Annotated in this window: 16 protein-coding genes and 1 pseudogene; 11 read left to right on the top strand and 6 right to left on the bottom strand. The window is 52.4% G+C overall.

Going from position 1 to position 20,663, the window contains the following annotated elements; all coding sequences use genetic code 11:
* The first annotated feature begins 117 nt into the window (after positions 1-117).
* The 3 genes from J1G48_RS18835 (at position 118) to nhaR (ending at position 4,123) form a co-directional block, all read left to right on the top strand.
* On the top strand, positions 118-1,833 hold the full coding sequence (locus J1G48_RS18835; protein WP_001094889.1) for an aryl-sulfate sulfotransferase: 1,716 nt from the start codon (positions 118-120) through the stop codon (positions 1,831-1,833).
* A gap of 162 nt (positions 1,834-1,995) precedes the next feature.
* Positions 1,996-3,162 carry a Na+/H+ antiporter NhaA gene (gene nhaA, locus J1G48_RS18830; RefSeq protein ID WP_000681340.1) on the top strand — a complete coding sequence of 389 codons (1,167 nt, stop codon included), beginning with the start codon at positions 1,996-1,998 and terminating at the stop codon, positions 3,160-3,162.
* Positions 3,163-3,223: 61 nt separating this feature from the next.
* Complete coding sequence (gene nhaR / locus J1G48_RS18825) at positions 3,224-4,123, top strand: transcriptional activator NhaR (protein ID WP_000062872.1); 900 nt, start codon at positions 3,224-3,226, stop codon at positions 4,121-4,123.
* Positions 4,124-4,177: 54 nt separating this feature from the next.
* On the opposite strand, the gene J1G48_RS18820 is transcribed toward nhaR, so the two are convergent.
* The 3 genes from J1G48_RS18820 to rpsT all read right to left on the bottom strand — a co-directional run bounded on the left by J1G48_RS18820 (position 4,178) and on the right by rpsT (position 8,349).
* Positions 4,178-6,217, bottom strand: coding sequence for a glycoside hydrolase family 31 protein (locus J1G48_RS18820; protein WP_001116453.1), 2,040 nt, complete (start codon positions 6,215-6,217; stop codon positions 4,178-4,180).
* Between the two features lie 39 nt (positions 6,218-6,256).
* Positions 6,257-7,630, bottom strand: a complete 1,374-nt coding sequence (locus tag J1G48_RS18815; protein WP_000099989.1) for an MFS transporter — start codon at positions 7,628-7,630, stop codon at positions 6,257-6,259.
* A gap of 455 nt (positions 7,631-8,085) precedes the next feature.
* Positions 8,086-8,349 (bottom strand): 30S ribosomal protein S20, encoded by a 264-nt coding sequence (rpsT, locus tag J1G48_RS18810; RefSeq protein ID WP_001518655.1) that lies wholly within the window; start codon positions 8,347-8,349, stop codon positions 8,086-8,088.
* A gap of 105 nt (positions 8,350-8,454) precedes the next feature.
* Between rpsT and J1G48_RS18805 the strand changes: the two genes are divergently transcribed.
* The 8 genes and pseudogenes from J1G48_RS18805 to rihC all read left to right on the top strand — a co-directional run bounded on the left by J1G48_RS18805 (position 8,455) and on the right by rihC (position 16,891).
* Positions 8,455-8,670 carry a YaaY family protein gene (locus J1G48_RS18805; protein WP_001575565.1) on the top strand — a complete coding sequence of 72 codons (216 nt, stop codon included), beginning with the start codon at positions 8,455-8,457 and terminating at the stop codon, positions 8,668-8,670.
* Between the two features lie 7 nt (positions 8,671-8,677).
* Positions 8,678-9,616, top strand: coding sequence for a bifunctional riboflavin kinase/FAD synthetase (ribF, locus tag J1G48_RS18800; RefSeq protein WP_000767311.1), 939 nt, complete (start codon positions 8,678-8,680; stop codon positions 9,614-9,616).
* A gap of 44 nt (positions 9,617-9,660) precedes the next feature.
* The gene (ileS, locus tag J1G48_RS18795) at positions 9,661-12,495 is read left to right on the top strand and encodes an isoleucine--tRNA ligase (RefSeq protein WP_001674865.1); all 2,835 of its coding nucleotides are present in this window, start codon (positions 9,661-9,663) and stop codon (positions 12,493-12,495) included.
* Positions 12,495-12,995, top strand: a complete 501-nt coding sequence (gene lspA, locus J1G48_RS18790) for a signal peptidase II (RefSeq protein WP_000042739.1) — start codon at positions 12,495-12,497, stop codon at positions 12,993-12,995. The genes ileS and lspA overlap by 1 nt, the downstream gene beginning before the upstream one ends.
* Before the next feature lie 154 nt (positions 12,996-13,149).
* Positions 13,150-13,599, top strand: a complete 450-nt coding sequence (gene fkpB / locus J1G48_RS18785; RefSeq protein WP_000047269.1) for an FKBP-type peptidyl-prolyl cis-trans isomerase — start codon at positions 13,150-13,152, stop codon at positions 13,597-13,599.
* Positions 13,600-13,601: 2 nt separating this feature from the next.
* Positions 13,602-14,552, top strand: a complete 951-nt coding sequence (gene ispH / locus J1G48_RS18780) for a 4-hydroxy-3-methylbut-2-enyl diphosphate reductase (RefSeq protein ID WP_001166428.1) — start codon at positions 13,602-13,604, stop codon at positions 14,550-14,552.
* A gap of 199 nt (positions 14,553-14,751) precedes the next feature.
* Positions 14,752-15,955: pseudogene (locus J1G48_RS18775) on the top strand (nitrite reductase).
* A gap of 15 nt (positions 15,956-15,970) precedes the next feature.
* Positions 15,971-16,891, top strand: coding sequence for a ribonucleoside hydrolase RihC (gene rihC, locus J1G48_RS18765; protein WP_000127276.1), 921 nt, complete (start codon positions 15,971-15,973; stop codon positions 16,889-16,891).
* Between the two features lie 21 nt (positions 16,892-16,912).
* Here the strand turns inward: rihC and J1G48_RS18760 are convergent, their stop codons facing one another.
* From J1G48_RS18760 to J1G48_RS18750, 3 genes are all read right to left on the bottom strand, one after another.
* The gene (locus J1G48_RS18760; protein WP_000377406.1) at positions 16,913-17,599 is read right to left on the bottom strand and encodes a response regulator; all 687 of its coding nucleotides are present in this window, start codon (positions 17,597-17,599) and stop codon (positions 16,913-16,915) included.
* 1 nt (position 17,600) lies between these two features.
* Positions 17,601-19,220, bottom strand: coding sequence for a sensor histidine kinase (locus J1G48_RS18755; protein ID WP_001677995.1), 1,620 nt, complete (start codon positions 19,218-19,220; stop codon positions 17,601-17,603).
* Positions 19,221-19,354: 134 nt separating this feature from the next.
* A complete protein-coding gene (locus J1G48_RS18750) occupies positions 19,355-20,656 on the bottom strand; it encodes an oxalacetate decarboxylase subunit beta (protein ID WP_000444879.1) in 1,302 nt (433 codons plus the stop codon).
* Between the last annotated feature and the right edge of the window lie 7 nt (positions 20,657-20,663).

Here is a 20,663-nt window from a genome sequence, read left to right as displayed (position 1 = left end):
ATAAAAAGTGTGATGAGGTGTTGTTGCGGTATTTTATTCGGACGGCTTAAAAATCCAGAGTATTAATTTTCGTGGTCCCCATGAGGGGCGATGAGATTAATACACTGGAGATTTATCATGAATACGTTAACTACAACGTCTGTTGTCCTTCCTGCGCCGCGTCCGGCGATTAATCAGGGTATCGATATCAATAATGAAATGGTGCTTAACCATACCGCTATTTATGAAAATTGCCTTGCGCAGGTCACGCAAGAGAATACGGTAGAAAATGCGCTCATGTTGTTAGACCCTTACGGCACGGCGCCTTTAAGCGCTTATGCCGGGGTCTGGAGTCTGGAACCGGCTGAGATCATAGTCACGGTCCAGGATGCGGCAAAAACGGCGATGCCGGTAGAACATCTTTACACCCTTACGGCAGGCGCAAATCTGTTGCCGGTTCTGGGGCTGGTAGCGGATACTGAAAACCGTATTGTCTTTTCTCAGGCAGATACGCCGCTTGCCGTCTATACGCTCATCACACAGCCATTACCGCCGGTAGATTCCGCGGAGGTCGTATTAGGTTTTCCGATTATCAACGTGACGCAACCTGCTACCGATGCGGACAAGATGGCGCCAGGGTTTTATTTTATTACGCATTTCGATCGCTATAATTACGCATTAGATCAGAATGGTCTGGTGCGCTGGTACGTTACTCAGGATTATCCGTCTTATAATTTTGTTCGAATTGATAATGGCCATTTCCTCACTACTTCAGAAGCGAAAAATACCTATCTGGATATGTATGAGTTCGACATGATGGGGCGTCTTCACACATTCTATAATCTCGATAATCAATTTCACCATTCTATCTGGCCGTGGGATAGCAATACCATTGTTGCGCCCTCTGAATATACCTCGGGTCGGCCCGACGATTTGAAAACCAATGAAGACGGCGTATCGGTTGTCGATCTGACTACCGGACTGGAGACGGCTTACTACGATATGGCGAAGGTGCTGGATACGACGCGGGTTTCCCGTCCTTCAGGTACGGCGCCGGGAGAAGACCCGACGGTTAAAGACTGGCTGCATATAAACCAGAGCTACGTGAATGAGACGAATCAGTTGTTAATTGCGTCCGGGCGTCATCAGAGCGCGGTGTTTGGCGTCGATCTGCAAACGCAAGCGCTACGCTTTATTTTGTCAACGCATGAAGACTGGGACGACGCTTATCAGCCTTATCTTTTAACCCCGGTCGACAGTGAAGGTGTGGCGCTTTATGACTTTAGCAAACAGGAGGATATCGACGCGGCCGACCGTGACTTTTGGACTTGGGGCCAGCATAACGTCGTTGAAATCGCCAATAATACGCCGGGTATAGTGGAGTTTATGGTATTTGATAACGGTAACTACCGTTCGCGTGATGACAGCAAAAGCCTGTTACCGCCGGATAACTACAGCCGCATTGTCCATTTCGTGGTGAATATGAATGAGATGACCGTTATGCGGCCATTTGAATACGGCAAGGAGCTGGGCGCGCGTGGCTACAGTAGCTGCGTTAGCGCGAAAGCGATCCAGCAGAATGGCAATATTGTGGTGCATTTTGCCGACTGCACGTTTGATGAAAATGGCCGCGCCATCTCTTGCCAGCCTGGCGAGAGCGATATTATCGATCCGCAGGCGGGCAGCGAGGCGATGGGGCTGCTAATTTTACAGGAGATTGCGCCTACGGAGAAAACCGTGCTTTTTGAAGCGACCATGACGTCAGGTTACTACAAAAACGCGGAAACGAACGGGGAAGGCTATCGCTACGATATTACCAGTTTCCGGGTGTATAAAATGGATCTGTACGCGTAGCGGTCTATCATCAATGACTGACTGCACTAAAAAAGTCCGGCGTAAGTCGGACTTCATTTCGTAAAAAACGAGCTATTCATCATATATAATCTAATTTTAACGATGAGTCAGGCGAGGTAAGATAGTAGATCCGAAGAATTCACCTGATTGAGAGAATAAAAAGTGAAACATCTGCACCGATTTTTTAGCAGCGATGCCTCTGGGGGCATCATTCTCATCATCGCCGCTGCGCTGGCTATGCTGATGGCCAATATGGGCGCGACCAGTGGATGGTATCATGATTTTCTGGAGACGCCGGTTCAGCTACGGGTTGGGGCGCTTGAGATCAACAAAAACATGCTGTTGTGGATCAACGATGCGCTGATGGCCGTGTTTTTCCTGTTGATTGGCCTGGAAGTTAAGCGCGAACTGATGCAAGGCTCGTTAGCCAGTCTGCGCCAGGCCGCTTTTCCGGTGATTGCCGCCATCGGCGGGATGATTGTACCGGCATTGCTCTATCTGGCCTTTAACTACTCCGATCCGGTCACTCGCGAGGGCTGGGCTATTCCTGCCGCGACGGATATCGCCTTTGCGCTGGGCGTGTTGGCGCTGTTGGGCAGCCGGGTTCCGCTGGCGCTGAAAATTTTCCTGATGGCGCTGGCGATCATCGATGATCTCGGCGCCATCGTTATTATCGCACTGTTTTATACCAGCGATCTTTCTATCGTCTCGCTGGGCGTGGCGGCGTTCGCGATTGCCGTGCTGGCGCTGCTGAACCTGTGCGGCGTCAGACGGACTGGGGTATATATTCTGGTCGGGGCAGTGCTGTGGACGGCGGTACTGAAGTCCGGCGTTCACGCGACGCTGGCAGGCGTTATTGTCGGTTTCTTTATTCCGCTGAAAGAAAAACACGGTCGCTCGCCGGCCAAGCGTCTGGAGCATGTTCTGCACCCGTGGGTCGCGTACCTGATCCTGCCGCTTTTCGCTTTTGCGAATGCCGGCGTTTCTCTTCAGGGCGTCACGATTGACGGTCTGACCTCCATGCTGCCGTTGGGAATTATTGCCGGTCTGCTGATTGGTAAGCCGCTGGGGATTAGCCTGTTTTGCTGGCTGGCGCTGCGTTTCAAGCTGGCGCATCTGCCGCAGGGGACCACTTATCAGCAAATCATGGCGGTCGGCATTTTGTGTGGCATTGGCTTTACGATGTCCATCTTTATCGCCAGCCTGGCATTTGGCAATGTCGATCCGGAACTTATTAACTGGGCGAAATTGGGCATTTTGATTGGTTCATTGCTCTCCGCAGTGGTGGGGTATAGCTGGTTGCGCGCGCGTTTGAACGCGCCGGCATAATCAGTACGAAGGAAAGGGGGAGCGATGTATCGCTCCCTTGCGACATTGAACAGGGAGAGAAATGAGCATGTCTCATATTAACTACAACCATCTTTATTATTTCTGGCATGTCTATAAAGAAGGTTCTGTCGTGGGTGCCGCAGAGGCGCTTTTTCTGACGCCGCAAACCATTACTGGTCAAATTAAAGCCCTGGAAGAGCGTTTACAGGGGAAGCTATTTAAACGTAAGGGACGCGGTCTTGAACCCAGCGAACTGGGCGAGCTGGTTTTTCGCTATGCGGACAAAATGTTTACGCTAAGCCAGGAGATGCTGGATATCGTCAATTACCGCAAAGAATCAAACCTGTTGTTTGATGTCGGCGTCGCCGATGCTTTATCCAAGCGTCTGGTCAGCAGCGTTCTGGATGCGGCGGTGGTGGTGGACGAACCCATACATCTGCGTTGCTTCGAGTCCACGCACGAAATGTTGCTCGAACAGCTCAGCCAGCACAAGCTGGATATGATTATCTCCGACTGCCCGATAGATTCCACGCAGCAGGAGGGGCTATTCTCAGTCAAAATCGGCGAATGCAGCGTCAGTTTCTGGTGTACGAATCCGCTTCCTGAAAAAGCGTTCCCTGCCTGCCTGGAAGAGCGACGGTTGCTGGTGCCGGGACGGCGCTCAATGCTGGGGCGTAAGTTGTTGAACTGGTTTAATTCACAGGGGTTGCAGGTTGAGATCCTCGGTGAATTTGATGATGCGGCCTTAATGAAGGCGTTTGGCGCGACGCACGATGCGATTTTTGTGGCGCCGAGCCTTTATTCGCTGGATTTTTATGCCGATGAGTCGGTAATAGAGATTGGGCGCGTGGAGAATGTCATGGAAGAATATCATGCGATTTTTGCCGAGAGAATGATCCAGCATCCGGCGGTGCAGCGTATTTGCAATGCGGACTACTCGGCATTGTTTAAACTACAGTAGACGTACCTACCGTAATACTTCCGGCTGCGGTATTAACCCGCAGCCGGAATCATTCTACAAGTTCAGCAGGCTACGGTACTGCCCACCTTCGCGGATAAACACCGGAATTCTGTTCAGTGGCGTAGCGTAATGCAGCGTCTGCCCTCCTGAATAGCTTTCACCGGTCGCAAGATCCGTCCATGTTTCCCCTTCTGGTAGCCAGACATCACGCTCGCGCATACCTTCATGCATGACGGGGGCGATCAGCAGGTCAGGACCAAAACAATACTGGTCGGTGATTGTCCAACTTGTTTCCTGTTCGGGGAATTCAAAGAACAGGGGGCGCATCACTGGCGTATTGTGCTTATGGGTTTCCTCCATCAGCGCTTTGATATAGGGCTTGAGTTTTTCTCGCAACGCCAGGCAACCTGTCAGTACGTCGCATACTTCCTCACCGTAGCTCCAGACCTCGTTCGGCGCACCTGTAGGGCATTGAGCAATGCCATCCCGGTACGGTTGCGCGGGTAAAATCTGCGGATCGCGGTTGCCGTGCAGACGCATCACCGGACTAAAGACGCCCCACTGGAACCAGCGAATTAGCAATTCATGGAATTTCGGGTCGTGAATATTACCGCCATGGAAACCGCCGATATCCGTCGTCCACCACGGTATCCCTGCTATTCCCATATTGAGTCCGGCGGCAAACTGGTTGCGCAGCGATCTAAACGAGGAGTGAATATCCCCTGACCAGACCAGAGCGCCGTACTTCTGACTGCCGGCCCAGGCGCAGCGTAGCAGGTTGATAACCTGGTCTTCGCCATCGGCTTTCATGCCATCAAAAAAGGTTTTGGCGTACATGCGTGGGTAGATATTGCCCACTTCCAGTACCGGCCCGGCATGGTAGCGATAGTTGTCGTAGTCGTAAACGCTGAACTCAGGTTCGGCTTCATCTAACCAGAATAACTTCACGCCTTTATCGTAATAGTTGCGTTTGGCTTTGCCCCAGACGTAGTCGCGCGCGCCCGGATGAGTCGCATCAAAGTAAGTGGTATTGCCGAGGAAATCCATATTGATCGGCAAGCCACGTTCCGTTTGTACCAGCCAGCCGTTTTCGCGCATCTCCCGATAGCTTTCGGTACGGTTATCCACCGTCGGCCAGACGGAGACCATCAGCTCAATTCCCAGCGATTTCAGCTCGGCAATCATGGCATCAGGATCGGGCCAGTCGCGCGCATCGAACATCCAGTCACCCTGATTCGGCCAGTGAAAGAAGTCGATAACGATCACTGAGATAGGCAGATTGCGGCGCTTATATTCGCGGGCGACCTCCAGCAGCTCTTCCTGCGTACGATAACGGAGTTTGCACTGCCAGAAGCCCATAGCGTAGTCCGGCATCATCGGCGGCGTGCCGGTAGCCAGCGCGTAAGCCCGGCTAATTTCTGCCGGGGTATCGCCAGCCGTGATCCAGTAGTCTAACTGTTCGCTGACCTGCGCTTCCCATTCGGTAACGTTTTGGGCAAAGGTTACGCGTCCGACTGCCGGGTTGTTCCATAAAAATCCGTAGCCCAGACTGGAGAGCATAAACGGTACTGAGGCCTGGGAGTTACGTTGCGCCAGCTCAAGCACGCATCCTTTGAGATCCAGGTTGGCCTGTTGATACTGCCCCATGCCATAAATTTTTTCCCCTTCGGTGGCTTCGAAGCGGGCTTTCAGTGAATATTTCCCACCCTGAATAGGGCGGAACTCGCGTCCCTCAAGGTTGAGTGCGCTAACGTACTGGCCGTGAGATGATTCATCCTCGCCAATTTCGCCCCGCAGGCGCCAGAACTCCTGCAACAGGGGTTTGTGTGGATGGCGGTAAAAGGTAACTTGTCCTTTTTGATTGACGATAGCGATAATTTTGCCGTTGGTCAGCGTTGCCTGGTGGTGCTCATAATCAATGTGGCACTGACTTTCTGCGACTGGCTCAGTCAATGCCCAGTCTTCATTTCTCATTACCGGCAGATGACGGCCGCTGCGTACGCGCAGGCTGTTCTCGCCCCAGGGTTCAATCCATAAATAGCGATCGTTTTGCTGCCAGACCAGACGACGCGGGTCTTGTTGCATAAATGGCATGGTGGTGCCTCCCATATTCGAGGGTGAAGGTAAAGAACGTTATGAGTTGACGGTTTCCAGATCGTGGCGAATCTTCTCTTCCATCGCTTCGTATTTGCGAAAGAAAAGTAGTGGGATCGCTGCGAGCGCGAAGAGTAGGGCGGGTGCCCAGATAAAGGCCCAGATAATGCCCTCCAGACCCGCAGCACTCTGGGCATGGTTGGGGACATAGCCAAAACTGTTCATGATCCAGGCGGCGAAAGCGGTGCCGAGGCCACTACCCATCTTGATGCAGAAGGTGCTGCCGAAGGCGATAAGAATGCCGGTAGCCTTAATACCGGTCTTCCAGGCGCCGAAATCGACGGCGAACCCCAGCATGGCAAACGGCATTGAGCAGGCGATACCGCTGCCGATATTGCCGAGTATCCAGGCGGCGATGAGGAAAGTAATGTTGTCCGCTGCCAGCCACATCATGACGCCGCCAAACGTGGCGACCAGCAGACCGCCTACCCATATCCAGGTTTTAGCCAGGTATTTGCTAAAGAAGGGGATAGCGATGATAAACAGGATCTGAATCGTCGCCAGGCTGTTAATCAGCGGTACCAGATCTTTACGGTCGAGGTTGTAGGTCAGATAATAGACAATGGTCGTGTTGCGCTGCTGTAGGGCAATCCAGAAGATCAGATTAGCCAGCACCATCAGGATCCACGGCCAGTTACCTTTCATCGCCGCGAAACTTTTTTTCATCGGCAACTTAGGTTCATGCTGTATTTTATCCGTATCCATTTCACGAATGTTTTTAAACGCAAAGAGCGTTAGCGCGCAGGATATAATGGCAAACGTAATTGCCGTATAAATAAAACCAGCGTGATCATCACCGTTACCTAAAAAAGCGACTAACGGCAAGGCGGTCGCGTTCATTAATAAAACCCCAATTTGTCCACCGGTCATTCGCCAGGAATTTAAAACCAGTCTTTCCTTGGGAGATAAGGTCATCAGGGGTAATATTGCACTGAGTGGTGTATTAAGTCCGGTAAATAGAATGCTGGCAATCATATAAGATATTGCTGCATAGATGGCTTTTCCTGTCATACTGATATCAGGAGACCAAAATGACAGTGCGCTGAATACCGCAAAAGGCAGCGGTAACCATAAAAACCAGGGACGACATTTACCGTAGCGTGAACGTGTTTTATCGATGATGATCCCCCATATGGGGGCGTCTATGCCATCGATAATACGCGCCAGCAGCAGGATAACGCCTGCTACGGCAAGGCTAATGCCCGCAACGTCTGTGTAGAAATATAAAATGTACGTTGAACCGAAGCAGTACAGCAGATTACCCGCCACATCCAAAGAGCCGTAGCTAATACGCTGTAGTAAAGACAATGATGCTGACCCGGAAGGCTGGGTATCCTCAATGACAGAACTCATAATGATAACTCCGATATTGGTACGATACGCCCAGAAAAACAACCTCTACTTTCTAAGCAAGTTTTGAATATTATTTTTATGTCGTTTTTGAATTTAACCTCAGATTAAAATGAGTAAGTAAGGTGTACATGAAAAGTAGTTAACCCGACGGCATCAATCAATTATTAAATCTTACATCAGGATTGCGTTTATTAGTTTTTGAATGAGCGATGTTTTTATTTGCTAAGGTGGTCACAGTTTTTTCAGTAATGAAATAAGAAAAGGAAAACAGTGAAAGAAAATAACTTTCAAGTATTACGTGACTAAGGGAGGGATAGCTGAAAAAATAGGCTGGTTAGTAAGAGCGTGAACGAGTGAGGTCAGCGCCAGCGGTTGACGAGCAAAACGGCAGATAGCAGGCATAAAAAAACCCGCTTTACGCGGGTTTTTCTACAAAGCTGATAACAAGCAGGCGATTAAGCCAGTTTGTTGATCTGTGCAGTCAGGTTAGCTTTATGACGTGCAGCTTTGTTTTTGTGGATCAGACCTTTAGCAGCCTGACGGTCCACGATCGGTTGCATTTCGTTAAATGCTTTCAGTGCAGCAGCTTTGTCGCCAGCTTCGATAGCTGCGTATACTTTCTTGATGAAAGTACGCATCATAGAGCGACGGCTTGCGTTGTGCTTACGAGCCTTTTCAGACTGAACGGCGCGCTTCTTAGCTGATTTGATATTAGCCAAGGTCCAACTCCCAAATGTGTTCTATATGGACAATTCAAAGGCCGAGGAATATGCCCTTTTAGCCTTCTTTTGTCAATGGATTTGTGCAAATAAGCGCCGTTTAAATTGCAGCACTCGTTGCGTAGTGATGGCGCAGGATTCTACCAGCTTGCGTGCTGTGAATACAGCCTTTCCATGAGAAAAATTGCATTAAGCGGCGGGTTTTGGGGCGGAGTTTGCCGCATGGCGATGAAAAGCATCTTCTTTATGTTTCATCAGGGCAATCGCCGGTTAACCTTAACCGCTGTACAAGGTATACTCTTGCGATTTTCACTGTTTTGAGTCAGACATGAAGCTGATACGCGGCATACATAATCTCAGTCAGGCCCCGCATGGGTGTGTGCTGACCATTGGTAATTTCGACGGCGTACATCGGGGGCATCGCGCTCTACTGCAGGGTTTGCAGGAAGAAGGACGCAGACGCGGTCTGCCGGTGGTGGTCATGATTTTCGAACCGCAGCCGCTGGAGCTGTTCGCGACGGATAAAGCGCCCGCCCGCCTGACGCGCCTGCGTGAAAAACTGCATTACCTTGCGCAGTGCGGCGTGGACTATGTGCTGTGCGTGAAATTCGATCGCCGCTTTGCCGCTTTGACGGCGCAAACGTTTATCAGCGAACTGCTGGTGGAGCGACTTGGCGTGCAATTTCTTGCCGTCGGCGATGATTTCCGCTTTGGTGCTAGCCGCGCGGGCGATTTCTTGTTATTACAGAAGGCGGGGGCGGAGTATGGTTTTGCGGTTTCCAGCACCCAAACCTTTTGTGAAGGCGGCGTGCGTATCAGTAGTACCGCAGTGAGACAGGCGCTGGCGGAAGATAACCTGGCGCTTGCCGAAAGTCTGCTGGGACATCCCTTTACTATTTCCGGGCGTGTCGTTCATGGCGACGAGCTGGGACGTACCATTGGCTTCCCGACGGCGAACTTACCGCTGCGCCGTCAGGTCTCCCCGGTCAAAGGGGTCTATGCGGTGGAAGTCACCGGGCTTGGCGATAAGCCGTTACCCGGCGTAGCGAACATTGGCACTCGTCCAACGGTGGCTGGCGTGCGTCAACAACTGGAAGTGCATCTGCTGGACGTTGTAATGGACCTCTACGGTCGCCATATAGATGTAATACTGCGTAAAAAGATACGTAATGAGCAGCGATTTGCGTCGCTTGATGAGCTAAAAGCGCAAATCGCACGCGATGAGTTAACGGCCCGCAAGTTTTTTGGGCTAGCCGGGCAGGTGTAACCCTGACGGTGTTTATCAAACCGAAATACGGAACCGAGAATCTGATGAGTGACTATAAATCGACCCTGAATTTGCCGGAAACAGGGTTCCCGATGCGCGGCGACCTCGCCAAGCGTGAACCGGGAATGCTGGCGCGTTGGACCGATGATGATCTGTACGGCATCATTCGTGCGGCCAAAAAAGGCAAAAAAACCTTCATTCTGCATGATGGCCCTCCATATGCGAATGGCAGCATTCATATTGGTCACTCAGTTAACAAGATTCTGAAAGACATTATCGTGAAGTCCAAAGGACTGTCGGGATTTGACTCGCCTTACGTGCCGGGCTGGGACTGTCACGGTCTGCCTATCGAGCTGAAAGTCGAGCAGGAGTTCGGGAAGCCGGGCGAGAAATTCACTGCCGCTGAATTCCGCGCCAAGTGCCGCGAATATGCTGCTACGCAGGTTGACGGCCAGCGTAAAGACTTCATTCGTCTGGGCGTGTTGGGCGACTGGTCGCATCCGTACCTGACCATGGACTTCAAAACCGAAGCCAACATCATCCGCGCGCTGGGCAGAATTATCAAAAACGGTCATCTGCACAAAGGCGCTAAGCCGGTGCACTGGTGCGTTGACTGCCGTTCCGCGCTGGCGGAAGCGGAAGTTGAATATTACGACAAAACGTCACCGTCTATCGACGTGGCGTTCCGCGCCGTCGATCAGGATGCGGTGAAAGCGAAGTTTGGTCTGCCGGGCGTGAGCGGCCCTGTGTCGCTGGTTATCTGGACCACCACGCCGTGGACTCTGCCGGCTAACCGCGCCATCTCCCTGGCGCCGGACTTTGATTATGCGCTGGTGCAGATTGACGGCCAGGCGGTGATTCTGGCGAAAGATCTGGTTGAAAGCGTCATGCAGCGTATTGGCGCGGCTGAATACACCATTCTCGGCACCGTTAAAGGCGCGGAGCTGGAACTGCTGCGCTTTACCCATCCGTTTATGGGCTTTGACGTGCCGGCGATCCTCGGCGATCACGTCACCCTGGACGCCGGTACCGGCGCGGTACATACCGCCCCTGGTCACGGCCCGGATGACTACGTGATCGGCCAAAAGTATGGCCTGGAAACGGCTAACCCGGTTGGGCCGGACGGCGCTTACCTGCCAGGCACATATCCAACGCTTGACGGTGTTAACGTCTTCAAGGCGAACGATATCGTTATTGAACTGCTGAAAGAAAAAGGCGCGCTACTGCATGTCGAAAAAATGCAGCACAGCTATCCGTGCTGTTGGCGTCACAAAACGCCGATCATTTTCCGCGCGACCCCGCAGTGGTTCGTCAGCATGGATAAAGAAGGGCTTCGTCAACAGTCCCTGAAAGAGATCAAAGGCGTTCAGTGGATCCCGGACTGGGGTCAGGCGCGTATTGAATCAATGGTCGCTAACCGTCCTGACTGGTGTATCTCACGTCAGCGTACCTGGGGCGTACCGATGTCGCTGTTCGTGCATAAAGAAACGCAGGAGCTGCTGCCGATTGAGCGTACTCTGGCGGCGATGGAAGAGGTGGCGAAACGCGTCGAAGTTGACGGTATCCAGGCGTGGTGGGATCTCGACCCGAAAGAGATCCTCGGCGAAGATGCCGATCAATACGAGAAAGTTCCGGATACGTTGGACGTTTGGTTTGATTCCGGTTCCACCAGTTACTCCGTGGTTGATGCACGTCCGGAATTCGCCGGTCATGCGGCCGATATGTATCTGGAAGGCTCTGACCAGCATCGCGGCTGGTTTATGTCCTCCCTGATGATTAGCGTGGCGATGAAAGGCAAAGCGCCATACCGCCAGGTACTGACTCACGGCTTCACCGTCGATGGTCAGGGGCGCAAGATGTCCAAATCCATCGGTAACACCGTGTCGCCGCAGGATGTGATGAATAAACTGGGCGCGGATATCCTGCGTCTGTGGGTGGCGTCTACTGACTATACCGGCGAAATGGCGGTCTCTGACGAAATCCTGAAACGCGCTGCCGACAGCTATCGTCGTATCCGTAATACCGCGCGCTTCCTGCTGGCGAACCTCAATGGCTTCAATCCGGCCACCGATATGGTCAAACCGGAAGAGATGGTGGTGCTGGACAGGTGGGCGGTGGGCTGCGCGAAAACGGCGCAGCAAGAGATTCTGAAGGCATACGAAGCTTACGACTTCCATGAAGTGGTACAGCGCCTGATGCGCTTCTGCTCCGTTGAAATGGGGTCGTTCTACCTCGACATCATTAAAGACCGCCAGTACACCGCGAAGGCCGATAGCGTCGCGCGTCGTAGCTGCCAGACTGCGCTGTATCATATCGCAGAGGCGCTGGTTCGCTGGATGGCGCCGATCATGTCCTTCACGGCTGATGAAATCTGGGGCTACCTGCCGGGCGAGCGTGAAAAATATGTCTTCACCGGCGAATGGTACGACGGGTTGTTTGGCCTGGAAGAGAATGAAGAATTTAATGACGCATTCTGGGACGATGTCCGCTATATCAAGGACCAGGTCAACAAAGAGCTGGAAAATCAGAAAGCCAATGGCATCAAATCGAACCTGGAAGCAAAAGTGACGCTGAAATATGCTGACGATGCTAACGGTACGATCAAGAAGCTGAAACTGTTGGGCGAAGAGGTCAGATTTATCTTCATTACTTCCCAGTTCGTGATTTCTGAGCAAGCGGGGGGTATTGATGATGAAAATATTCAGTACAATGCTGGTAATACGACAGTTCAGGCAGTGGTAACGCGTGCCGAGGGTGATAAGTGTCCGCGCTGCTGGCACTACACTACTGATGTCGGCAAGGTGGCGGAACATGCAGATATCTGCGGACGCTGTGTCAGCAACATCGCCGGTAATGGCGAACAACGTAAATTTGCCTGATGAGTAAACCACTCTGTTCAACAGGACTACGCTGGCTATGGCTGGTAGTAGTCGTGCTGATTATCGATTTGGGCAGCAAATACCTGATCCTCCAGAATTTCGCTCTGGGGGATACGGTAGGGCTGTTCCCGTCGCTTAATCTGCATTATGCGCGTAACTACGGCGCGGCTTTTAGCTTCCTGGCGGATAGCGGCGGCTGGCAGCGCTGGTTCTTTGCCGGGATTGCGATAGGGATCTGCGTAATTCTTTTGGTGATGATGTATCGCTCGAAAGCGACGCAGAAGCTGAATAACATCGCTTATGCGTTAATCATCGGCGGCGCGCTGGGTAACCTGTTCGACCGCCTGTGGCACGGCTTTGTTGTCGATATGATCGATTTTTACGTCGGCAACTGGCATTTCGCGACGTTCAACCTTGCCGATAGCGCGATCTGTATCGGCGCGGCGCTGATAGTACTGGAAGGCTTTTTGCCGAAGCCGACAGCGAAAGAACAGGCATAAGCGTAAATACCGGGTGGCGCTTATCCGGTTTTGTAGGTCTGATAAGCGCAGCGCCATCAGGCAAACGTGGTGCCGGATGGCGGTGAAAACGCCTTATCCGGCCTACGGTTTTATCGTCCTTTGTGCCTCCGGGCAAAACACGTGAGCAATTTGCATGTCTAAATCCGTACAGAGCAACAGCGCGATCCTCGTTCACTTCACCCTGAAACTGGATGATGGCTCAACGGCGGAATCTACCCGCAATAACGGCAAGCCAGCCCTGTTCCGTCTTGGCGATACCTCGCTTTCCGAAGGTCTGGAGCAGCAGCTTCTGGGGTTGAAAGAAGGGGAAAAGAAAGCGTTTTCGCTGGAGCCTGACGCCGCGTTTGGCGTCCCCAGTCCGGACTTGATCCAGTATTTCTCGCGCCGTGAGTTTATGGCGGCGGGCGAACCGGAAGTCGGGGCGATTATGCTTTTTACCGCAATGGATGGCAGCGAAATGCCTGGCGTGATTCGCGAAATCAACGGCGACTCGATTACCGTTGATTTTAACCATCCGCTGGCCGGGCATACCGTTCACTTTGATATTGAAGTGCTGGAAATCGATCCGGCGCTGGAGGCATAAACATGCAGATCCTGTTGGCCAACCCACGCGGTTTTTGCGCCGGGGTAGACCGCGCTATCAGCATTGTTGAAAATGCGCTCGCTATTTACGGCGCGCCAATTTACGTTCGGCACGAAGTCGTGCATAACCGCTATGTAGTGGACAGCCTGCGCCAGCGCGGGGCGATCTTTATAGAGCAAATTAGCGAAGTGCCGGATGGCGCCATTCTGATCTTCTCCGCTCATGGGGTTTCACAGGCGGTGCGTAACGAGGCGAAAAGCCGCGATCTTACCGTTTTTGACGCCACCTGCCCGCTGGTGACGAAAGTCCATATGGAAGTGGCGCGCGCCAGCCGTCGCGGTGAAGAATCTATTCTCATCGGCCACGCCGGGCACCCGGAAGTGGAAGGCACCATGGGTCAGTACAGCAACCCGGAAGGGGGGATGTACCTGGTGGAGTCGCCAGAGGACGTCTGGACGCTGAATGTCAAAAATGAAGGCAAGCTCTCCTTCATGACGCAAACCACGCTTTCCGTGGACGATACGTCCGATGTGATTGATGCGCTGCGTAAACGCTTTCCGAAAATCGTCGGCCCGCGCAAAGACGATATTTGCTATGCCACTACTAATCGTCAGGAAGCGGTGCGGGCGCTGGCGGAGCAGGCTGACGTGGTGCTGGTGGTTGGCTCGAAAAACTCTTCTAACTCTAACCGATTGGCGGAACTGGCCCAACGGATGGGAAGAACCGCGTTTCTTATCGACGATGCGGCGGATATCCAGGAGGCGTGGGTGAAAGAAGCCGCCTGCGTCGGCGTCACTGCTGGCGCTTCCGCGCCGGATATTCTGGTGCAGAATGTTATTGCGCGTCTGCGCGAGTTTGGCGGCGGCGAAGCCGTCACGCTTGAGGGGCGCGAAGAAAATATTGTTTTCGAAGTGCCGAAAGAGCTGCGTGTGGATGTTCGTGAGGTCGAATAAGATTTCATAATTCAGAAATCTGCCTGATGACGCTACGTTGACCAGATCTTAAGAATTTCTTTTGATATTCAATGTGCGACAGGAAAAATAAGGCGTAGTCGTCATCCGTTGCTAATGCCCCACCTTTTTGCTATTCATCTGAAAAACCAGCACAATCGTTGCTGGTTTTTTGGTTGTAATGCCTACAGGGATAAGGGAAATGGGCAAAATAAAATATGGATTGCCAACGTTACTCGCCATCGGCTTTTGGATGGACGCAACAAGCGCCACGGTGCTGGAGCTACCTGCCTGGGAGCGAAACTATACCGGGACTATCGCGGGGAAACCGGTAAACGTTAATATCACGCGATTTGGTAACTCTCTTAATGGGTATTACTGCTATGAACCTTGCAATCAGCACAAGGCAGTGATTGTTCTACGCGGCTCACTCCAGGATAAAGAGGTGCATCTTGAAGAACGCGTAAAGGCGCTTTCGGGTTACTGGAATGCGGAAATCTCCAGCAGTGAGATTAAAGGCGAATGGACGTCCGCAGATAAAAAACGACATTTTCCTGTTGCCCTTATCTATTACAAACCTAAAAACTCCCCTGATATTGTGCTGGTCACGAACACGAATGATGCAGGGGGTTACGACCCTTCCAAAGAGATTGATTGCGGCAATACGCCGGCCATTTCGGCGATAAAATTATACCGTGATGGTAAACTCATACAGACCTTAGATACCGCCTCGGTGGGCACTTGTAGCCCGTTTATGCCTCAATGGGGGGATGTCAATTTTGATGGCTACCCGGATCTATCGATTGTAACAGAGTTACTTGCTGGGCCGGATGCTCCAGTACAAACATGGCTCTATGACCCCGCCAAACAGCGTTATGTTGATGCGCCAGCGTCTTATCAGGAAATCACTTCACCAGAGATCGATGCTGAACATAAACAGATTGTCAGCTATTGGCGCGGCGGTTGCTGCAGCCATGGCGTCAATGTGTATCGCTGGAAAGGAAAAACGATTGAACTGATCGATCGCGGTGAAAGCTACTTTCAGCCTGTGATAAGTAAAGGCAAAATGTATAACTGCTACATGACACCTTCCTACGCTGATGGGCGTATTATTTATCCGCTAGTACGTAAAAATGGTCATTTGACGCCGCCTCTTAGCCTTGATGGGACGTGTCAATCTTTTTTGGCTAACCGGTAATGTTCGTACCGTGATTCAGGCAGAAAAACCCGGCGCTGAGCCCGAATCGCTTGAGATTCAGTGGCAGGAAAACAAAGCATCGCCAGGGCGTTTTTGCCCATTAGTTCCGTTTGTCGAAGGTGATAAGCTAAGTCCGCGTCTGGTGACGGATGACGATGTGCCTGATACCTGTATCAGTCGCGCTGAGTATGAAGATATAAAACAATAGGTCAGGAGAGCTTTAATGACAGCATCCCTACACATTATTCTTGATACCGATCCGGGCATTGATGACGCGGCTGCGATTGCCGCTGCGCTGTTCGCCCCCCAGCTTGATCTGCAACTAATAACCACCGTCGCAGGCAATGTTTCCGTTGAAAAAACGACCCGTAATGCGTTGCAGCTTCTGCATTTCTGGGACGCCGATGTGCCACTTGCGCAAGGGGCCGCGACGCCGCTGCTGCGTCCGCTACGTGATGCGGCATACGTCCACGGCGAATCCGGTATGGAAGGCTATGATTTTGTCGACCATCAGCGCCAACCGTTGGCGAAGCCTGCGTTTATCGCTATCCGGGATGTGCTGATGAACGCCCCGGAGCCCATGACATTAGTGGCGATTGGGCCATTGACCAATATTGCGTTGCTACTGATGCACTATCCGGAGTGTGCGTGTAACATTCGCCGTCTGGTGTTGATGGGCGGTTCCGCAGGGCGCGGCAATTTTACGCCTAATGCTGAATTTAACATTGCTGTCGATCCGGAGGCCGCGGCGCTGGTGTTCCGCAGCGGTCTGGAGATTGTGATGTGTGGGCTGGACGTTACAAATCAGGCAATGCTCTCGCCAGATTTTCTGAATAAACTGCCCGCGCTGAATCGCACCGGTAAGATGTTGCACAGCCTGTTCAACCATTATCGCAGCGGTAGTATGCGCACTGGCGTCCGGATGCACGATCTCTGCGCTATCGCCTGGCTGGTGCGTCCGGAGCTTTTTACCCTGCAATCCTGTTTTGTGGCCGTAGAAACGCAGGGGGAATATACCGCAGGCACGACGGTCGTTGATATTGAAGGGCGTCTGGGGCAGCCCGCCAACGCGCAGGTGGCGCTGGCGCTGGATGTGGACGGTTTTCGTCAGTGGGTGGCTGAGGTGTTTGCCTATGCGCCGTAATTACATGTTGGCGCCATAATCTCATACTTTGCCGCGATAGAGTCTCTCCGGCCTGCCCACTTTCCCGTAGCTGATCTCCGCTTCGAGAAAGTTATTTTTCACGCCTTGTTCCAGATAGCGTCGGGCAGTGGTTTTACTGCTGCCCAGAATTTGCGCCAGAGTGTCTGCTGTATGTACTGCCTGCGGGTCGGCGAATATTTGTCGTACCCGGTTGAAGGTGTTTTCATCAATTCCCCGCAGTCCGCTATTCGGTTCTGCGGTTTGTTCTTTGGCCTGGATATTAAATAAGGCATCAACGTGCGTCTGGTTTGCCTGCTCACTGGAACGTAACGAACTGCGGTAACGGGTGAACCGCTCCAGGGTATGCTGCAGGCGCTGATAATGTACCGGCTTAATCAGGTAATCGAATACGCCCATGCGTAAGGCATCGCTGATGGTATCCATATGATTGTCGGCGGTAATGAAAATAATTCGCCCCGTGTAGTTGGTGCTGATGGTATGACGAATTAAATCGATCCCTTTGCCATCGGGTAAAAAATTATCCAATAGAATTAACTGTGGTTGATAGAGGCGTATTTGCTTCTTCGCACTTTCCAGTTTGTCTGCGATGCCGACGATTGAAAACTGGGGAAAAATCTTGATGGTGTCCACCAGGATTTCCGCTAGCATCGGTTCGTCTTCAACGATGAGTGTCGTAATGCTATCCATGTTATTCTTCTCTGGTAAAAGGGATATAGAGGGTAAAAATGGTGCCAAAAGGATTATTGTTATCGACGATAATGTCGCCATTGGCCTGCTTGACGTAGCTGTGCACCAACCATAATCCAATTCCGTGATCGCCGTTATTGTGGGTGGTCACTCCACGCTCGAAAATATGCTGGCGGATATTTTCGTCAATACCACATCCCTGATCGGCAACTTCAATAATGACTTCATTACCTTCGCTGTTGATCAGGCACTCAATCTGTCGCGAGCCTTCGCGATTGAGCAGGGTGGCGTTATAGGCGTTGTCCAATAAATTGCCAACAATCGAAATCCATTCATTATGCGAGAGCGATGACGGCAGGTGTTCAACAAAGCTTGAAGGATCGAAAATCAGCTCCAGTCCCAGCTCTTTTGCCCGATAATATTTACCGATTAATAGCCCCGCAAGGTGGTGGTCGCGGAAATTATGGGAAATAAAATCGAGTACTTTCTGGTGGCTTTCCGACTGCTGCTGAATCAGCGCCAGCGCATTATCGTAGCGCTTCAGGAACAGCAGTCCGGCAATGGTGGAAATAAGGTTGCGATGCTCATGCTGCACGGCGCGCAGGTTATCGGCGTATTGCCGCACCTGACTTAACTGCAGGCTGAGTGTATTGATATCGTCTTTGTTGCGAAAGCTAATAACCCAGCCCTGAGGCTGGTTGTCAATAATGACCGCCATGCGACTGGCGATGACTTTCATTTGGTTAAAGGTGACGATCTCATCTTTTTTGTTTTTTTGCGGCGCATCGTAAAAGAAGGCCTCCGGCAACACGACATGGTGGATTGCATAGCCAATGAGTTCAGACTCCGGTTGGCTCAGATTCAGTAAGCGGCGAGCCGTTTGGTTAATGGCGGTAATACGGTGATGGGAGTCAATGGCGATCAACCCTTCAAATACCGACTCAAACAACACGCTTTGCTGAATTAATAGTTGTGAAAGCTGCTGTGGCTCCATGTTAAGCATCTGCTTTTTAATATGCAGCGAGAAGCGGCGGGCACAGTACAACAGCACCAGCAGCAGTAACGCCATCGGGAACAGCAACGAGCTGATTTGTAAGTTAAGCCAGCTCTCCAGCTGTTCCAGAGTATAGCCGACGGAAACAATACCGATGACTTTACCGGTACTGTCCTGAATCGGGGATTTACCACGCAAGGAAGAGCCTAATGAACCTTTGCGCACCGATACGTAGCTTTTAGCATTATACAGCGCGTCGTCGCTATCGCCGCCCTCCATATATTTGCCGATCTCATCCGGGTTGACGTGATACAGTCGCTGACCTTTTTCGTTGCCAACGGTAATGTAAGTCGCATCCGAAAACGAGCGCATTGGGTCAATCAACGCTTTGATGCGTGACAAATCATGCGCCTCTACGGCTTCAACTAATTCTGGCATAGCGGATATTTGCATTGCCTGAATAAGCGCACGTTGGCCCACCTGATAATGCAGGCGTTCTTTCGTGATATCGGTCAGATACCAGGTGATTGCCAGCATCACGATGGTGGATGTAAACAGGAGCAGTAGAAATATCCGGTTTTGAAACGAGTGTCTGGCAAACCAGCGTGTAATTTCCCGTATAAACATATTGGTATTTAAATATTTAATTACGGTATTTTCTTGCATTCGGCATCACCGGAACCTGAACCAGTTCATACTTACTTTTCTTTCAGAAAAAATTTGGATGAAAATGGGATACGACATGCGTATCCCATCCACTATTACATCGCCAGCACGTATTTCAGCATCACGCCCGCGGCAATGGCCGAGCCAATTACCCCCGCCACGTTCGGGCCCATCGCGTGCATCAGCAGGAAGTTCTGCGGGTCTGATTCCAGCCCCACTTTGTTCGATACGCGGGCCGCCATCGGCACCGCCGACACCCCCGCCGAACCGATAAGCGGGTTGATTTTGTTCTTACTGCACAGGTTCAGCAGCTTCGCCATCAGCACCCCGGCCGCCGTCCCGATACCGAACGCAATCACACCCAGCAGCAGAATGCCCAGCGTCTGCGGCTGCAGGAACTTATCCGCCACCAGCTTCGCGCCCACCGACAGCCCGAGGAAGATGGTGACGATATTAATCAGCCCGTTCTGTACCGTGTCGCTCAGACGCTCCACCACGCCGCTTTCACGCATCAGATTGCCAAAGCAGAACATCCCCAGCAGCGGCGCGGCGTCCGGCAGCAGCAGCGCCACCAGTAGTAACAGCACTACCGGGAAGAGGATTTTTTCCCGCTTACTCACCGTGCGCAGCTGCACCATGCGGATTTTCCGCTCCGTCTCCGTGGTCAGCGCTTTCATAATCGGCGGCTGGATTAACGGCACCAGCGCCATGTACGAGTACGCCGCCACCGCGATGGCCCCCAGCAGCTCCGGCGCCAGCTTGCCCGACAGATAAATCGCCGTCGGGCCGTCCGCGCCGCCGATGATGCCGATGGCCGCCGCCTGCGGCAGGGTGAAGCTGATAAGGCCGAAGTAGTTCAGCGTCAGCGCCCCCAGTACGGTGGCGAAGATACCGAACTGCGCCGCCGCCCCCAGCAGCAGGGTGCGCGGGTTGGCCAGCAGCGGGCCGAAGTCGGTCATCGCGCCGACGCCCATGAAGATGACCAGCGGCGCGACGCCGGAGCCAATCGCCACTTTATAGAACAGCGCCAGCACCCCCGGCGTGTAGCCCATGTCCACCGCCAGGTTCTCCATCTGGCTCTGCACCGACGGCAGCGCCAGCGCTAATGCCTCTTTAATGGCGTGCACGTCCGGCGCGCAGTTAAGCTTCGCGGCAATCACCGCCAGCTGCCCGGCGTCGTGATGCGCCAGCAGGCTCTCCAGCGCGGTCAGCGCCATACCCGCTTCCGGGATGTTGGAGAGCAGGCCGCCGAAGCCAATCGGCAGCAGCAGTAACGGTTCGAACTTTTTCGCAATCGCCAGCCACAGCAGCAGCAGGCTGACCAGCAGCATGATGGCCTGGCCTGCGCCAAGGTGCATCAGCCCCATGCCCTGAAGCAGGGCGTTCAGACTTTCCATTTCAGTT

This window comes from Salmonella sp. SAL-020, from assembly GCF_017372215.1.
GTDB lineage: Bacteria > Pseudomonadota > Gammaproteobacteria > Enterobacterales > Enterobacteriaceae > Salmonella > Salmonella enterica.
Note: the sequence above shows the minus strand (reverse complement) of the source record. Positions and strands in the feature narration are given on the sequence as shown.

Excerpts from the sequence above, each read along its gene's own strand:
- rihC (WP_000127276.1), top strand. The coding sequence starts at position 15,971 with ATGACAGCATCCCTACACATTATTCTTGATACCGATCCGGGCATTGAT.
- J1G48_RS18820 (WP_001116453.1), bottom strand. The coding sequence starts at position 6,217 with ATGCCATTTATGCAACAAGACCCGCGTCGTCTGGTCTGGCAGCAAAAC.
- J1G48_RS18835 (WP_001094889.1), top strand. The coding sequence starts at position 118 with ATGAATACGTTAACTACAACGTCTGTTGTCCTTCCTGCGCCGCGTCCG.
- fkpB (WP_000047269.1), top strand. The coding sequence starts at position 13,150 with ATGTCTAAATCCGTACAGAGCAACAGCGCGATCCTCGTTCACTTCACC.
- nhaR (WP_000062872.1), top strand. The coding sequence starts at position 3,224 with ATGAGCATGTCTCATATTAACTACAACCATCTTTATTATTTCTGGCAT.
- lspA (WP_000042739.1), top strand. The coding sequence starts at position 12,495 with ATGAGTAAACCACTCTGTTCAACAGGACTACGCTGGCTATGGCTGGTA.
- J1G48_RS18760 (WP_000377406.1), bottom strand. The coding sequence starts at position 17,599 with ATGGATAGCATTACGACACTCATCGTTGAAGACGAACCGATGCTAGCG.
- J1G48_RS18755 (WP_001677995.1), bottom strand. The coding sequence starts at position 19,220 with ATGTTTATACGGGAAATTACACGCTGGTTTGCCAGACACTCGTTTCAA.
- ispH (WP_001166428.1), top strand. The coding sequence starts at position 13,602 with ATGCAGATCCTGTTGGCCAACCCACGCGGTTTTTGCGCCGGGGTAGAC.
- ileS (WP_001674865.1), top strand. The coding sequence starts at position 9,661 with ATGAGTGACTATAAATCGACCCTGAATTTGCCGGAAACAGGGTTCCCG.
- ribF (WP_000767311.1), top strand. The coding sequence starts at position 8,678 with ATGAAGCTGATACGCGGCATACATAATCTCAGTCAGGCCCCGCATGGG.
- J1G48_RS18750 (WP_000444879.1), bottom strand. The coding sequence starts at position 20,656 with ATGGAAAGTCTGAACGCCCTGCTTCAGGGCATGGGGCTGATGCACCTT.
- J1G48_RS18815 (WP_000099989.1), bottom strand. The coding sequence starts at position 7,630 with ATGAGTTCTGTCATTGAGGATACCCAGCCTTCCGGGTCAGCATCATTG.